Raw genomic sequence first — 14,197 nt, forward strand, 5'->3', positions numbered from 1 at the left:
GTGCAAGTCTCAGAGGTGGTGCCATGAGCGAGCCGGTCCTCCCATCCTTCCCCGATGACTTCCTCTGGGGGGTCTCCACCTCGGCGTATCAGGTGGAGGGTGCTGTCTCTGAGGGTGGCAGGGGCAGGTCGATCTGGGACACGTTCTGCGAGACACCCGATCGGGTGTTCTCCGGGCAGAGCGGCGCGGTCGCGTGCGATCACTACCACCGCTACCCGGAGGACATCGGCCTGATGCGCGACCTCGGTGTCGGCGCGTACCGATTCTCGATCGCCTGGCCACGAGTGCAACCCGAAGGCACCGGCCCCGTCAACGCCGAGGGCCTCGACTTCTACGACCGCCTGGTCGACGCGCTGTGCGAGGCCGGCATCACGCCGGTCGCCACCGTCTACCACTGGGACACCCCGCAGCCGATCGAGGACGCGGGCGGCTGGCTCAGCCGCGACACCGCCAAGCACTTCGCCGAGTACGCCTCGATCGTCGGATCGCGGCTCGCCGACCGGGTGCCGATCTGGATTCCGATCAACGAGCCGATGGTCACCACGGTCTACGGGTACGGCATCGGCCAGTACGCGCCCGGCCAGTTCCTGCTGCTCGACGCCGTCCCGACCGCGCATCACCAGAACCTCGCCCACGGCCTGGCCGTGCAGGCGCTGCGCGCGGCCGGCGCCAAACAGGTCGGCACAGCCAACAACCACGGCCCGATCTGGGCGGCCACCGACTCGCCCGGCGACCACGAGGCCGCGAGCCGGGCCGGCGACCTGATCAACTGGCTGTTCGCCGACCCGGTGCTGGCCGGCACGTACCCGGAATCCATGCACCCGCTGCTGCCGCCGGGCTTCGCCGACGACCTGCCGACGATCAGCACCCCGATCGACTTCTACGGCGTCAACTACTACGAGCCGACCCAGGTCTCGGCCCCGTCGGAGGGCAATCCCTTGCCGTTCGACCTGGGCGAGGTCGAGGGTTACCCGATGACGACCAACGGGTCGCCGGTGGTGCCGGACGGGCTGCGCCAGTTCCTGGGCCAGCTGCGCGAACGGCACGGGGACCGGCTGCCGCCGCTGCAGATCACCGAGAACGGGTGCAGCTACGACGGCGTCGACGACCAGGCCCGGATCGACTTCCTGGCCGAGCACCTGCGCTCGCTGCGGCTGGCCATGCACGAGGGCGCCGACGTTCGTGGCTACTTCGTGTGGTCGCTGTTGGACAACTTCGAGTGGTCCAAGGGCTACGAGCCGCGGTTCGGCCTGGTCCACATCGACTACGAGACGCTGCGGCGCACGCCGAAGGCGTCTTTCACCTGGTACCGAGACCTGATCAGAGGTGAGCACTGATGGCCCAGGCGACCGAGGTCGACGGGGTTGGACCGTTCGACGATGAACCGAGCGCGCTCACCGAACCCGCCGTTCGGGTGCGTGGCGGTTGGACCACGCTGCTGTTCCTGGCCAACCTCGGGCTGTGGCTGGCCATCTACGCGCCGATCCAGGTGCTGCTGCCCGAGCAGGCCCAACTGCTGGCGAGCGCCGACAAGGAGTCGGTGTTCAGCCTGGTCACGGGCATCGGCGCGTTGATGGCGCTGATCGCCAACCCGGTGATCGGCGCGCTGTCCGACCGGACCACCTCGCGGTGGGGCCGTCGACACCCGTGGACGCTGGCCGGCTCCGTGCTCGGTGCCCTCGGCCTGGTCGTGCTGGCGGTCGCGCCCAACGTCGTGATCATGGTGATCGGCTGGTCGCTGGTGCAGGCCGGGTTGAACGGCATGCTGGCCAGCCTGACCTCGGCGCTGCCCGACCGGGTGCCGGTGGAGCAGCGGGCCGAGGTCGGCGGCTTCATCGGCATCAGCCAGATGCTGGGCACGGTGGCCGGCGCCGCACTGGTGTCGGTGGTGATCACCAGCCTGGCTGGTGGGTACGCGGCGTGCGCGGTGCTGGTCGTTCTGGGGGCGCTGGCCTTCGTGCGGTTCACACCGGACGCGGCGCTGCCGCGCCGGTTCCGGCCGGGCGGCGGCCTGCGGCAGATGCTCGGCGCGCTGTGGATCTCCCCGGCCAAGCACCCGGACTTCGGCTGGGGCTGGGGCACCCACTTCATGGTCAACCTGGGCAACGCGCTCGGCACGCTCTACCTGCTGTACTTCCTGGCCGACGCGGTGCACTACCAGGGCGATCCGGTCGACGGCCTGCTGATCCTGATGGTGCTCTACGGCATCGCGCTGACCATCGGGGCCCTGGTCGCCGGGCGGATGTCCGACAAGTCCGGCCGCCGCAAGCCGTACGTGGTGGCCTCGTCGGTGGTGATGGCTGTCGCGGCGATAATCCTGGCGATCTGGCCGACCTGGACGGCGGCGCTGATCGCGTCCCCGCTGCTCGGCATCGGCTTCGGCGTCTACTGGGCGGTCGCGCTGGCCGTGCTCACCCAGGTCCTGCCGGCCGCCTCGAACCGCGCCAAGGACCTCGGCGTCATCAACGTCGCCAACGCGTTGCCCCAGGTCATCGCCCCCGTAGTGGCCGGCCTGGCCCTCCAGCTGGCCGGCGGCTACGCCGCCCTGTTCATCCTGTCCGCCATCGCCACCGTCGCCGGCGGCTTCATGGTCACCCGAATCAAGGCCGTCCACTAGAAGTCAAGGCCGTCCACTAGAAGACCGCCCGACCTCCAACCCCAGAGAGCGCTCGGCCCCGCCCCTGCTTCGCCCGATTGCTGAATTTTTTGAGGTCCGCCGCCCAACGCGCCCACCACCATGCCGACGCGGGCCTCGAAAAATCCAGCAAGGGCGAGGCAGGGGCTTAAGGGGGGCCGAGCCGCGCGCGGAACGCGCGCCAAACAAACACAGACCGGTTGGGTGCCTGTCCGGGGAAAACAGGCACCCAACCGGGGTTGGTGGCCGCGGACCGTCGCCGGTTCGGGGTTGGCGCCCGACAGTCAGTCGCCTGGCGCCACACAGCGCCGGCCCGCGGAAATCTGTGGAGTTATCTGGCCAGCGACCCGGTACGTCGCGGTCGGGGGTTCGGACGTCCCCGGGTCGCCGGCCGGTGGCGGAGGATCAGCGTGCCCGGGTCGGGGTTTCCGGGTCGCCGACGCCGCCAGCTAGTGGGCCACCGCAACCGTGCTGCGGTGTCGAGAACCGCGCGGCGCCGGGGCCGGCTGCTGCGTGGTGAGCATGTGTCGAGCGGGTCGCGGCGCGAGTCCACCGGCGACCAGGTGTTCGTAGGCGGCGCGCCAGACGGCGCACGGCGACTTCTGCTGCCGCCAGCGGCTGGAGCACTCCGGGCAGTTGCCCTTCTCGTCGGGCTCGTGCGCGGCCAGCAGGGCCCGCCAGCCGTCGGTCAGCCGGGGCAGCTCGGAGCGAGCGACGGAGAGCAGGGACGGCGCGTCAGCCCGGTCGGCCAGCTCGGACAGCATGTCCAAGCGTTCCCACACGGCGTTGCGGAGCACCTGGCCGAGTATCTCGTCCACCTGAACGTCACCGTCACCTTTCCGCCTGGTCGGCGGCCTCGCGCAGGACCGTCCGCAGCTGGCCGAGTTGGCCGGCGGACAGGACCGCGGTCTCCCCAGGAGGGCCCATCAGGACCACCCTGCCCTTGTCCACGACCACGGTGAGGTGCCGTTCCCGGTTGACCACGTCGCGGCAGTGGATCTGCCATGCGCGTCGCCCGTCGGGGCAGCTCGCGGGCTGGTCGGCGAGCACGTCCGGGGTGAAACCCTGGACTCGTCCGATCAGTTCCACTTGCTGTGTCCCTCCGTGTGCGACCGCTTACGGAAAACTAGATTGCGACGACATCAAACGTTGTGGGGCGTCACAGCGCTGATCGGTGGGAGTTGCACGATGAGCGGTCATGAGGATTCGGTGCGACCGATCAGGTTCGCCGATCAGCACTTCTCCGGCGGGCAGAGCAGCCCTTACGCTTCGGATGACGCCCAACGGACCGTGAGGGGGCGCAATTGAACACCATCGGTTCCCAGAGCTCGCCCGTTACGCCGGACAACTGGGAGCGCCAGGAGATGCGCGACGCGCTGGCCGGCCGAGATGTCAGCTCGGTCTACCGGCAGCTTCGACGCGTCGGCGTGTCCCAGCGGCAGATCGCGGCGCTGACCGGCCAGTCGCAGTCCGAGGTCTCGGAGATCCTCAAGGGTCGCCAGGTCATGGCCTACGACGTGCTGGCCCGCATCGCGGACGGGCTCGGGGTCCCCCGCGGCTACATGGGCCTCGCCTACGACGAGACGACGGCGCTCAAGGTCGCCGGCTCCGTCGACGAGGCCGAGCAACGCGAGGACGAGGAGGTCAAGCGCCGCCGCTTCCTGCAGCACGCCGCCTCCGTCACGATGGGCGCCCAGGTGCTGGGCACGGACAGCGGGGCCTGGGTGCCGACCGCGGCCCAGACGCCGACGCCGAACCGGATCGGCACCACCGACGTGCGGCAGATCGAGGCCGCGACCAGGGCGCTGCGCTCGCTGGACTACCAGTACGGCGGCGGGTTCTGCCGCGACGCGGTGGTCGCCCAGCTGTCCTGGACCCGTCAGCTGCTCGAGGTCGAGGCGGCCGAGCCGGTGAAGCTCCGGCTGTTCAAGGCCGTCGCCGACATGCACAGCCTGGCCGGCTGGACCTCGTTCGACACGGGTCTGCTGGACTCGGCCCGCACGCACTTCGCCAAGGCCCTTGAGCTGGCCAAGATGGGCAACGACAACGGCCTCGTCGCCAACATCCTGTACCGGATGGGCCGCGTCTACCTGCACAACGACGCCGCCGGCGAGGCGCTGAAGATGTTCCAGCTGGGCCAGATCGCCGCCCAGGAGTCCGGCTCGGCCCTCACGGTCGCGGTGCTGTGCGCCAACGAGGCGTGGGCCTACGGCATGCTCGACCGCCCCGACCAGGTGCAGCGCATGATCAGCCGCACCCGGGACGAGTTCGAGCGGGCGCAGAGCGAGGAAGCTCCGAGCTGGGTCAAGTTCTTCGACGTCAACGACCTGCACGGGATGATCGGCTCGGCGCTGTCGGCGCTGAGCAAGTTCGAGGACAACCGTGTCAAGTACGCGCCGCTCGCGGTGAACGAGCTGATCAAGTGCACCGAGGGCTACGAGAGCAACATGCAGCGAACCCACGTCTTCGGCCTGTCCATGCTGGCGGAGAACCATATGCGCGTCGGAGACGTAGACCAGGGCGTGAAGATCGGCAACCACGCCATGCGGCTGGGCGAGTCGATCAAGAGCAAGCGGATCTCGGACCGGTTGATGCCGCTCCAGCTGGAGTCCGGCCGGCGCAAGAACAACTCGGCGGCGCTCGACCTCGCCGAGCGGATCAAGGTGTATCGGACGGTATGACCAAGTGACTGCTTCGTTGTCGGACGGACGCTCCACCACGGATCGGCTCAGGGCCGTCCTTGGTCAGGCGTGCGCGGAGGTCGGGCTGGACGCGACCGGTGCGGAACTCATCCGGTTCGTGAACAACGCTGTCTTCCGGCTGGCCCGGCACCCGGTCGTGGTGCGGATCGTGCTCACCCCGGGGCTGCGGCACCGGGCCGACAACGTGGTGAACGCCGCCCAGCTGCTGTCCGACTACGGCGTGCCGGCCGTCGAGCTGCTGCCCGACGTCGACCAGCCCCTGCACATCGGCGAGCACTCGCTGACGTTCTGGCAGGAGGTGCCCGACACCGGCGACGAGCCGACCGCCGTCGAGCTGGCCGACCTGCTGCGCCAGATGCACGAGATCCCGGTCGAGGACGCCAACCTGCCGGAGTGGAACCCGATCGACGACCTGCGCCGCCGCATCCACGACGCCGAGGGCTGGGACCCCGACGACGTCGAGTTCCTGCTGCGCCGGTGCGACGACGTGGAGACCCGGTTGGCCGAGGTGCGCTACGAGCTGCCGCCGGGTGTCGTGCACGGCGACGCGCACCTGGGCAACCTGATCACCACGCCCGGCGGCACCGTGCTGTGCGACTTCGACACCACCTGCGTCGGGCCGCGCGAGTGGGACCTGGTGCCGATCGCCGTCGGCCAGCTGCGCTTCCACCACACCGTGAACAAGCACGAGATCCTGGCCGAGGCCTACGGCTTCGACGTCACCCGGTGGGATGGTTTCCCGGTGTTGCGCGAGGTGCGTGAGCTGAAGCTCACCGCCGCTGTGCTGCCGATTGCCCGCAGCAACCCGAACATCCGGTCCGAGCTGCGGCGGCGACTTCGCTCGGTTCGTGCCGGCGACACCTTCACCAGGTGGGTCCCTTACCGGTAGCGTCACATCCCGGTAACGCGGTGCCGGACCGGTACGACGTCACAGGCATCGTGTCGGTGATGCTGGTGAGGTGAGCTGCAGCGGTGAAGGGCCTGGCGGGGACGCGAATGTTCGCGTGGACGGGGTGGCGTACCCGGCGCGCCCTGCGCACGGCGCAGCTGCTCGACGAGGTCGTCGACAGTCAGCTGCCGCTGTTGACCGCGCTACCTGAGGACCGCCGACGGCGCTCCGCCGACTATCTGGCCGAACTGGTGATGCTGTCCCAGGCCTATCGGCACTACGCGTCCGGCTGGATCGACCGCCGCGAACTCGACCGCCGTGGGCACGGCGTGCTCGACCGGCTCGGCGAGTTGCGCACCCAGCCGTCGGCCGCCCAGGTCACCGACCGCGACTGAGCAGCTCGCGGGCCTTTTCGATCATGTCGGCCCGGCCCGTCTCCAGTCCGTACAGGCCGGCGAACACCGGTTCGAGTGACGCGCGGTGCGCGATGTGCTCCCGCATGCCCGGCCAGACGTGCCCGCCGTGCCGTTCGTAGTCGATCAGCAGCCGTTCGAAGACTGCGGGCGCGAGGTGGGCGTACGGGTCGACGAAGTCCAGTGACGGGTCGCTGATCGTGGCGTCCGCCCAGTCGATCATGCCCACCAGGCGGCCGCCGTCCACCAGCAGGTGCTGCGGGTGCAGGTCGCCCCGGGCCAGCACCATGGCCTGCGGCCAACGGTCGGTGTCGGCCAGCCAGTCCTGCCAGCGGCGCCACCGCTCGTCCGCGATGGCGAAGGCCTCCCGGGCCTCGGCCAGCCGGGCGGCGATCCACCGACGCTGCTGTTCCGGGTCGAAAACCGGCACGCCCAGCGCTTGCGGCTCGTCGGTCGGCAGGGCGTGCAGCAGGGCGACGCACCGGCCCAGCAGGTCGTCGGTCGGCGTCCACTGCCGGTCCGCCTGCACGCCGGGCAGCCGCTCGTAGGCGATCAGCGTGTCGGTGCGGATCCGCCAGTCCGGCACCGCGATGGGCATCAGCGGCCGGACGTGGTCGAGCAGCGGTCCCTCGGCCGGCAGGTAGTGGCCGTCGGTGTGGCGGGGTGCCCGGAGGATCCACTTCGCGCCGTTCGCCGCCGTCGCGTGCAGCACGAGGTAGTCCCAGCCCGACTCGTCGACCTCATGCTGTTTCAGCAGGTCAAGGCCGTGTTCGGCGGCTTCACGGAGCATCGAGTCGGGTGTCGGCGGCACGGATCCACGCTAACGGGGTCTGGCAATCGAGTTACCGAAAGGTATTCTTACCGTCAGTAGGTTATGGGGAGGTGGGTCTTGTGAGCCTGTCTTACGACCGTGTCGGATCGGGCGATCCGCTGGTCCTGCTGCACGGTGTCACCCACCGCCGGCAGGCGTGGGCGCCGGTGGTGGACCTGCTCGCCCCGCACCGCGAGCTGATCCTGGTCGACCTGCCCGGGCACGGCGAGTCCGGCCCGCTCGACCACGACGGCCGCACCGCCCTCGCCCAGACGCTGGACGAGCTGATCAGGCTGTTCGGCCGGCTCGGCATCGAGCGCCCGCACGTCGCCGGCAACTCGCTGGGCGGCCGGCTCGCGTTGGAGCTGGGCGCGTTGAACGCCGTCCGCTCCGTGACCACCCTGTCGCCCGCCGGCTTCTGGCGGGCCAACTGGGACTTCGCCTACACCCGAGCCGTATTCGGCACCATGCGCGGCGTCAGCCGGGCCCTCGAACCGGCCCTGCCCCGGCTCGTCCACCACACCGCCGGCCGCGGCCTCATGTACGCCGCCATCGTCGCCAAGCCCAGCAAGCTCGATCCGAGTCAGGCCCTCGGCGACTTCGAGGCGTTCAAGATCGCCTGGCCCTCGTACAAGCTCATCGTGCGCGAGGGCACGCCGTTCGCCGAGCAGATCCCCGACGACATCCCGATCACCGTCGCCTGGGGCAGCAAGGACGCCATGCTGCCGCCCTACCAGGCCAAACGGGCCAAGCGGGCGCTGCCCAACGCCCGGCACCTGACCCTGGCCGGCTGCGGGCACGTGCCGATGAGCGATGATCCGGCCCAGGTCGCCGCCGTGCTGCTGCAGGGCAGCGCGGTCTGAGGAATTCGACGCATTCGACCGCGCAGCCCCGGTTATCCGGGATGCCGGTCTGGTCAGGCCACCTATGATCCGTCGCGGGGAGGCCGGTATGGACACGCAGACGGTCACGGCGTTGGTGGAGACAGTGGAGAAGAGCCGCGCCCGCGCGGCCGAGGACACGTCCCGCCTGTCGGAGCTGGCCGACGCCCTGACCCGGCTCGGCGTCGCCTACAACAACCAGGGCGAATTCCCGGACGCGGTGGCGACCATCGAGGAAGCCGCCGACACGTGGCGGCGAGTGGGCTCCGCGAAGGATCTCGCCGCCTCGCTGACCACCCTGAGCGGCTACTACGCCGCCATCGGCCTCGACGACGAAGCCGCCGCGGTAGCCAAGGAGTCGGCCGAGCTCACACAACCGGGGCGCGAGTGAGGACGACCGCCAGGCCGTAGGCCAGGCCCATCACGGCGACCTCGAACGTGAACCAGCCGGCCAGGGCCGGAATCCGCTGGTGCTGCTCGACCTGGGGCATGAGCCGGAAGCGGATGTTGGCCCCGAGCAGGCCGAGCGCCGCGAAGCAGAGCATCTTGCCGATGACGATCCAGCCGTAGTGCGTGACGAAAAGGCCGGTCCACAGGGTGACGCCGGGCGTCTCGACAAGGGTGATGACCGCGTTGACGAGGCCGGTGACACCGACGGCGACGAGGCAGACGGTGGCCAGCTTGGAGAACTTGGGCAGGGCACGGGCCAGCAGGGAGCGGTTGGCGAGCAGCAGGACGCCAACGGCTAGCAGGCCGCCGGTCCAGCCGGCGGCGGCCATGACGTGCAGCTCCATCGACACCATGGTCAGGCCGTGGCCACCCCAGGCGAGGCCGAAGTTGGAGGCGTGGCCGGTGACCGGGATGGGCAGCAGGCCGAAGACCGAGAGCACGATCCGGAGTTCGGCCGGCACCTTTTCGCCGTGACGCAGGGCCAGAACCGCGAAGAACAGGTAGACCAGCGCGATGGCCGCGCTGATGACGAGGGCCTGGCCGGCGCCGATGTCCGTGACGTACTCGACGATGGTGGCGAAGGTGGGGAAGGCGCCGGGGCGAAGGTCGGCGGCGGCGAAGACCAGGGACAGCAGGGCGGTGACGGCCCAGGCGGCGGAGCTGATGACCGCGGCCCGGCGGGCGACGTCGAGCACGGGCTCGGTCTGCTTGGGACGGTCGAAGCCGAGCAGCATGGGCAGCAGACTCAGCCCGACCGTCACCAGTGACGAAACGTCGAGCAGGACCCGGACCACGGGCAGCCCGAACCGGACCATCGCGCCGGGCTCGACCACACCGGGGGCGGCGGCCTCGCCGGTGAGTGCGGTCCCGATGAGGGCGCCGGCGACGGCCGCGAGCAGCAGGCCGACGCCGAGCCCGTAGTTGTGCCGCGCGATGGTCCGGGGAGTGGTCACTTCGAGCTGTCCTCCGGCACTCGACCCATGCGCAGCGCGACGAAGACCCCGACGCCCAGCAGCACGACGCCGCCGACGATCCACGGCCACACCGGCACGGAACCGCTGTCGGAGCCGCCGGACGACTGGGGACCGGCCGCCGCGGTGGGCGTGGCCGGCGTGCCGTTGCCGGCCTTGGTCAGGGTGAACTTCACCGAGCCGGACACCGGATGTCCGTCAGCCGACAGGATCCGGTAGCCGACGGTGTACACGCCGGCAGCGCCCAGCGGCCGCACCGGCGCGCTGATCACGTTGCTGTCCACCTTGGCCGAACCGGCTTCCCAGCGGGTGCTGTTCGGCCCGTTCACGGTGATCACATCGAAGTCACCCTGCTGGATCGGCAGGTCGAACGTCAGGCTCACGGTCGACGGCCCGGTCTCCAGCGACACGCCGTCCTTGGGGTCGCTGCCGACCAGGACGTTGTGCGCGAACGCCGGCCCGGCCAGCCCGAGCATGCCGCCCGCCGCCAGCAGCAGGCACGCCAGCAGCCGCTTCACTCCGACTTGCCTCCGTCTTCGGTCGGGGTGGTGGCCGACGCCGGCCGCCGGTTGCGCAGCACGGCCACCGCGCCGAAGCCCACGCCGAGAGCGCCGACCAGCAGGCCGGCGCCGCCGAGCCAGCGGGCGGTGTTGTCCGAGCCGACGGAGCTCGACGCGGCGGTGTCGGTGACGCCGCCGGTCGCGCCCATCGAGGTCATGTCCATCGCGCCGGGGTCGTTGGCCTTGGTCTGGAGCTTGATCGACGGCGCGGGGTGCTCGGGCTTGGGCTGGCCGGCGGCCGCGGGCTGGTCGGTCCAGTTCACCACGATGCCGTTGTCGTAGGTCTGCACGGCCGGGAACAGCAGCTCGTCGGTGTCGTCGGGCATCGGACCGGCCGACACGTCGAACTCCTGGAACTCGCCGGGGTTGACCCGGGTGCCCGGGTCGGCGGTCCAGGTGATCGTCTTGACCGCGTTCTTGACGTCGGAGTTGTTCTCCTTGACCGGCTTGGCCAGCGGCTCGATGTCGACCTGGCCCTTCCAACCGGGCACCGGCTTCACCGAGGCGCCGGCGATCGGGTACGCGTCGGGGAAGCTGACCTGCACCTTCACCGTGCCGGCGTTGTCCTCCTCGTTGGGCACGCGGAAGGTGATCTTCGCGTAGCTGCCCTGGACGGCGGTGGTGACGTTGGCGGTGACGTGCGCGGACGCGCCGGGCGCGGCCACGAGGGCGATCACGCCGGCGGCGGCGAGTGCGCCGCCAGCTCGCAGCGCGAGGCGGGTGACAGACATGGGGGTGTTCTCTCCTGAATGAGTAATGGCTTGGGGTGAAAGGGATTCAGGAGAGAACCGGCGGACCGCGGCGACCGAGGGCCCGGCGCAGCAGCACGTCGAGGACGTGACTGGGCGCCGACGTCGCCACGGGGGCGACCACGTGGTCGGGGTGAGGAAAGCTCGGCACGACCGGCAGCAGCCGGCGGACCGCGCCGGCGACGGCGACGATCGTGGCGTCGGCCTTGGCCAGCAGCACGGCGGTCAGCAGCAGCGCGACGGTGTGCGCGGCGGTCATCACGCCCGAGCCGAAGACGCCCTCGCCGTGCATCACCGAGAGCAGCACGTGCTGGGCCAGCTCGGTGGCGCCGAGCGCGCCGACGATGGTCCAGCTGCTGCGCCAGCGATCGGCCAGCGCGGTGCCGGCCAGCGCGATGAGCAGGCTCAACGGCAGCACGGGCAGCGTCTCGGGCCAACCGCCGCCGGCCACGCCGTGCGCGGTGACGGCCAGGGTGGTGGAGCTGACGGCCAGCATGACGCCGCGCATCAAGCGCACGGGGCCGGTGAGCTGCTGCCGTCTGGACACGTGGATGAGCGTAAGGGCTCCTCGTAATCGTTCCGAATGGTGGTTTGTAACTACTCCGTTTCGGGTAACCGTCACGTCATGGCTCTGTGGACGTACGTCACGGCGCGCTGGCAGTCCCTGCTGATGGATTCCTACCTGCACGCCAGCGCTGTGGTTCAGGCCACACTGCTGGCGGCGGTCATCGGCGTCGGGCTGGGCGTGGCCGTCTACCGAAGTCCCGTCGGCTCGGCCGTGGCCACGGCGCTGACCAGCGCGATCTTGACCATCCCGTCGTTCGCGCTGCTCGGCCTGCTGATTCCGGTGCTGGGGCTGGGCGTGCCGCCGACGATGGTCGCGCTCGTGCTGTACGCGCTGCTGCCGATCGTGCGGAACACGGTCGTCGGCCTGAACGGGATCGACCCGGCGGTGGTGGACGCGGCCCGGGGCATCGGCATGAACCGGCTGCGCGTGCTGACCGGCGTCGAGCTGCGGCTGGCCTGGCCGGCGATCCTGGCCGGCATGCGGGTCAGCACCCAGCTGCTGATGGGCGTCGCGGCCATCGCCGCGTACGTGAAGGGCCCGGGGCTCGGCAACCTGATCTTCAGCGGGCTGTCCCGGGTCGGCAGCGTCAACGCGGTCGACCTCGCGCTGGTCGGCACCGTCGGCGTGATCGTGATCGCACTGCTGCTGGACGGCGTGTACGTGCTCGTCGGCCGGCTGACCACATCGAGGGGCATCCGTGACTGACCAGGCCGTCGACATCCAGCTCGAGAACGTCACCAAGCGCTACGCCGGGACGAGGCAGGCGGCGGTCGAGGACTTCAGCATGAGCATCGCGGCCGGCGAGATCGTGGTGTTCGTGGGGCCGTCGGGCTGCGGCAAGACCACCACCATGAAGATGATCAACCGGCTGATCGAGCCGTCGTCCGGTCGGATCACCATCGGCGGCGCGGACGCGCTCTCGCTCGACCCGGACGAGCTGCGCCGCGGCATCGGCTACGCGATCCAACAGGCCGGCCTGTTCCCGCACCTGACCGTGGGGCAGAACATCGGCATGGTGCCGGGCCTGCTGGGCTGGCCCAAGCCGAAGACGGCGACCCGCGTCGAGGAGATGCTGGAGCTGGTCGGGCTGGACGCCGGCGAGTACCGCGACCGGTTCCCGCGCCAGCTTTCCGGCGGTCAGCAGCAACGGGTCGGCGTGGCCCGGGCGCTGGCCGCCGATCCACCGGTGCTGCTGATGGACGAGCCGTTCGGCGCGGTCGACCCGATCACCCGCGGCAATCTCCAGGACGAACTGCTGTCGCTGCAGTCCGAGCTGCACAAGACGATCGTCTTCGTCACGCACGACTTCGACGAGGCGGTGAAGCTCGGCGACCGGATCGCCGTGCTCGGGCCGCAGTCGAGCATCCTTCAGTTCGACACGCCGGAGGCGATTCTCGCCGCCCCGGCCAACGACACGGTGGCCGGCTTCGTCGGCGCCGGCGCGTCGCTCAAGCAGCTGACCCTGTTGCGGGTGCGGGACATCGAGATGGACGAGGCCGAGACGGCGACGATCGACGAGCGGCCGGAGGACGTGCGGGCGCGGCTCACGGCGAAGAACCGGAAGTACGCGCTGGTGCTGGACAACCGCCGCCGTCCCAAGCGCTGGGTGCACATCCGCGACCTCAGCGACCGCCCGCTGGGCACGGTCGGGCGGCCGGTGAACGACCTGGTCACCAAGCAGTCCACGTTGCAGGACGCGCTGGAGGCGATCCTCACCGAGGGCGGCTTCGTGCCGGTGGTCGGCACCCGTGGCGAGTACCTCGGCGCGGTCGGCATCGACACCGTGATGGACACCGTCCGCAAGCTGCGGGAGGAACACGACCATGGCTGACCGCTCCGACCGGATCCGGATGTTCGCGCAGCCGGTCGTGGTGCTGGCCGTGGTCGCGGGCCTGCTGGTGTGGATCGGCACCCGGCAGCTCGACGACATCGAGCAGCGCAACATCAACTTCTCCACGCTGCTCGACCTGACCTGGCAGCACCTGCTGCTGGCCATTGCCGTGACGGCGATCGTGGTGCTGGTCGGGGTGCCGCTCGGCGTCATCCTGACCCGGCGCTGGGCCCGGTTCGCGGCGCCGTTCGTGTTGGCGCTGGCCAACATCGGCCAGGCCGCGCCGGCCATCGGCGTGCTGGTGCTGTTCTTCCTGGCCACCTCCAGCACAGGGTTCTGGGTGGCGGCGCTGCCGATCGCGCTGTACTCGCTGCTTCCGGTGCTGCGCAACACGATCGTCGGCATCCGGCAGGTCGATCCGACGCTGGTCGAGGCCGGCCGCGGCATCGGCATGTCGCCCTCGTCGGTGCTGCGCCGGATCGAGCTGCCGCTGGCCGTGCCGCTGATCCTGGCCGGCCTGCGCACCTCCCTGGTGCTGGCCGTCGGCACCGCGACGCTGGCGTTCTTCGTGGCCGGCGGCGGGCTCGGCGTGCTGATCGACACCGGCGACAAGCTGGCCCGCTCCTCGGTGCTGATCGTCGGCGCGGTGCTGGCCATGGCGCTGGCGCTGCTCGTCGACTGGCTCGGCGGGCTGGCGGAGGAGTTTCTCGGACCCCGGGGGCTGCGATGAGGACGGC

Annotated in this window: 17 protein-coding genes; 10 read left to right on the forward strand and 7 right to left on the reverse strand. The window is 70.4% G+C overall.

The genetic code is table 11. The features are described from left to right. Positions 1-23: 23 nt before the first annotated feature. Positions 24-1,337 carry a GH1 family beta-glucosidase gene (locus tag AB0M73_RS04425; RefSeq protein ID WP_363886671.1) on the forward strand — a complete coding sequence of 438 codons (1,314 nt, stop codon included), beginning with the start codon at positions 24-26 and terminating at the stop codon, positions 1,335-1,337. After that, positions 1,337-2,617: an MFS transporter gene (locus AB0M73_RS04430; RefSeq protein WP_363886674.1), complete on the forward strand. Its 1,281-nt coding sequence runs from the start codon at positions 1,337-1,339 to the stop codon at positions 2,615-2,617. Before AB0M73_RS04425 ends, AB0M73_RS04430 begins: the two co-directional genes overlap by 1 nt. Before the next feature lie 467 nt (positions 2,618-3,084). Here the strand turns inward: AB0M73_RS04430 and AB0M73_RS04435 are convergent, their stop codons facing one another. Both AB0M73_RS04435 and AB0M73_RS04440 read right to left on the reverse strand, forming a co-directional pair. After that, positions 3,085-3,453 (reverse strand): hypothetical protein, encoded by a 369-nt coding sequence (locus tag AB0M73_RS04435; RefSeq protein WP_363886675.1) that lies wholly within the window; start codon positions 3,451-3,453, stop codon positions 3,085-3,087. A 13-nt stretch (positions 3,454-3,466) separates the two neighbouring features. Further along, positions 3,467-3,724, reverse strand: coding sequence for a hypothetical protein (locus AB0M73_RS04440; RefSeq protein WP_043720443.1), 258 nt, complete (start codon positions 3,722-3,724; stop codon positions 3,467-3,469). A gap of 275 nt (positions 3,725-3,999) precedes the next feature. On the opposite strand from AB0M73_RS04440, the gene AB0M73_RS04445 reads away from it, so the two are divergent. The 3 genes from AB0M73_RS04445 (at position 4,000) to AB0M73_RS04455 (ending at position 6,621) form a co-directional block, all read left to right on the forward strand. Then, positions 4,000-5,316, forward strand: coding sequence for a helix-turn-helix transcriptional regulator (locus AB0M73_RS04445; RefSeq protein ID WP_084581315.1), 1,317 nt, complete (start codon positions 4,000-4,002; stop codon positions 5,314-5,316). 4 nt (positions 5,317-5,320) lie between these two features. After that, the gene (locus AB0M73_RS04450; RefSeq protein WP_363886679.1) at positions 5,321-6,226 is read left to right on the forward strand and encodes an aminoglycoside phosphotransferase family protein; all 906 of its coding nucleotides are present in this window, start codon (positions 5,321-5,323) and stop codon (positions 6,224-6,226) included. A 107-nt stretch (positions 6,227-6,333) separates the two neighbouring features. Continuing rightward, positions 6,334-6,621, forward strand: coding sequence for a hypothetical protein (locus tag AB0M73_RS04455; RefSeq protein ID WP_043720436.1), 288 nt, complete (start codon positions 6,334-6,336; stop codon positions 6,619-6,621). On the opposite strand, the gene AB0M73_RS04460 is transcribed toward AB0M73_RS04455, so the two are convergent. Further along, positions 6,605-7,450 (reverse strand): phosphotransferase, encoded by an 846-nt coding sequence (locus tag AB0M73_RS04460; protein WP_363886683.1) that lies wholly within the window; start codon positions 7,448-7,450, stop codon positions 6,605-6,607. The two genes, AB0M73_RS04455 and AB0M73_RS04460, sit on opposite strands and share 17 nt — an antisense overlap. An 80-nt stretch (positions 7,451-7,530) precedes the next feature. Here AB0M73_RS04460 and AB0M73_RS04465 point away from each other — a divergent pair, with 80 nt between their 5' ends. Further along, positions 7,531-8,313, forward strand: coding sequence for an alpha/beta fold hydrolase (locus AB0M73_RS04465; protein ID WP_363886686.1), 783 nt, complete (start codon positions 7,531-7,533; stop codon positions 8,311-8,313). A gap of 88 nt (positions 8,314-8,401) precedes the next feature. Further along, complete coding sequence (locus AB0M73_RS04470) at positions 8,402-8,722, forward strand: tetratricopeptide repeat protein (protein ID WP_363886688.1); 321 nt, start codon at positions 8,402-8,404, stop codon at positions 8,720-8,722. On the opposite strand, the gene AB0M73_RS04475 is transcribed toward AB0M73_RS04470, so the two are convergent. Genes AB0M73_RS04475 through AB0M73_RS04490 form a run of 4 tightly spaced genes read right to left on the reverse strand, consistent with a single transcriptional unit; the run spans position 8,700 to position 11,608 of the window. Then, complete coding sequence (locus AB0M73_RS04475) at positions 8,700-9,734, reverse strand: CopD family protein (protein WP_363886691.1); 1,035 nt, start codon at positions 9,732-9,734, stop codon at positions 8,700-8,702. The two genes, AB0M73_RS04470 and AB0M73_RS04475, sit on opposite strands and share 23 nt — an antisense overlap. After that, complete coding sequence (locus tag AB0M73_RS04480; protein WP_363886694.1) at positions 9,731-10,270, reverse strand: copper resistance CopC family protein; 540 nt, start codon at positions 10,268-10,270, stop codon at positions 9,731-9,733. The genes AB0M73_RS04475 and AB0M73_RS04480 overlap by 4 nt, the downstream gene beginning before the upstream one ends. Beyond that, a complete protein-coding gene (locus AB0M73_RS04485; protein WP_363886696.1) occupies positions 10,267-11,043 on the reverse strand; it encodes a YcnI family protein in 777 nt (258 codons plus the stop codon). Before AB0M73_RS04485 ends, AB0M73_RS04480 begins: the two co-directional genes overlap by 4 nt. Positions 11,044-11,089: 46 nt before the next feature. Then, positions 11,090-11,608, reverse strand: coding sequence for a hypothetical protein (locus tag AB0M73_RS04490; protein ID WP_363886699.1), 519 nt, complete (start codon positions 11,606-11,608; stop codon positions 11,090-11,092). 78 nt (positions 11,609-11,686) lie between these two features. On the opposite strand from AB0M73_RS04490, the gene AB0M73_RS04495 reads away from it, so the two are divergent. From AB0M73_RS04495 to AB0M73_RS04505, 3 genes are read left to right on the forward strand one after another with little or no spacing between them, the layout of a single operon-like run. Next, the gene (locus AB0M73_RS04495) at positions 11,687-12,334 is read left to right on the forward strand and encodes an ABC transporter permease (RefSeq protein WP_363886702.1); all 648 of its coding nucleotides are present in this window, start codon (positions 11,687-11,689) and stop codon (positions 12,332-12,334) included. Then, entirely contained in the window at positions 12,327-13,460 is a 1,134-nt protein-coding gene (locus AB0M73_RS04500; protein WP_363886705.1) for an ATP-binding cassette domain-containing protein, read from the forward strand. The genes AB0M73_RS04495 and AB0M73_RS04500 overlap by 8 nt, the downstream gene beginning before the upstream one ends. After that, on the forward strand, positions 13,453-14,190 hold the full coding sequence (locus AB0M73_RS04505) for an ABC transporter permease (RefSeq protein ID WP_363886707.1): 738 nt from the start codon (positions 13,453-13,455) through the stop codon (positions 14,188-14,190). The genes AB0M73_RS04500 and AB0M73_RS04505 overlap by 8 nt, the downstream gene beginning before the upstream one ends. The last annotated feature ends 7 nt before the right edge of the window (positions 14,191-14,197 follow it).

The organism is Kutzneria sp. NPDC051319 (genome assembly GCF_040682195.1).
In the GTDB taxonomy this organism is placed as follows: domain Bacteria; phylum Actinomycetota; class Actinomycetes; order Mycobacteriales; family Pseudonocardiaceae; genus Kutzneria.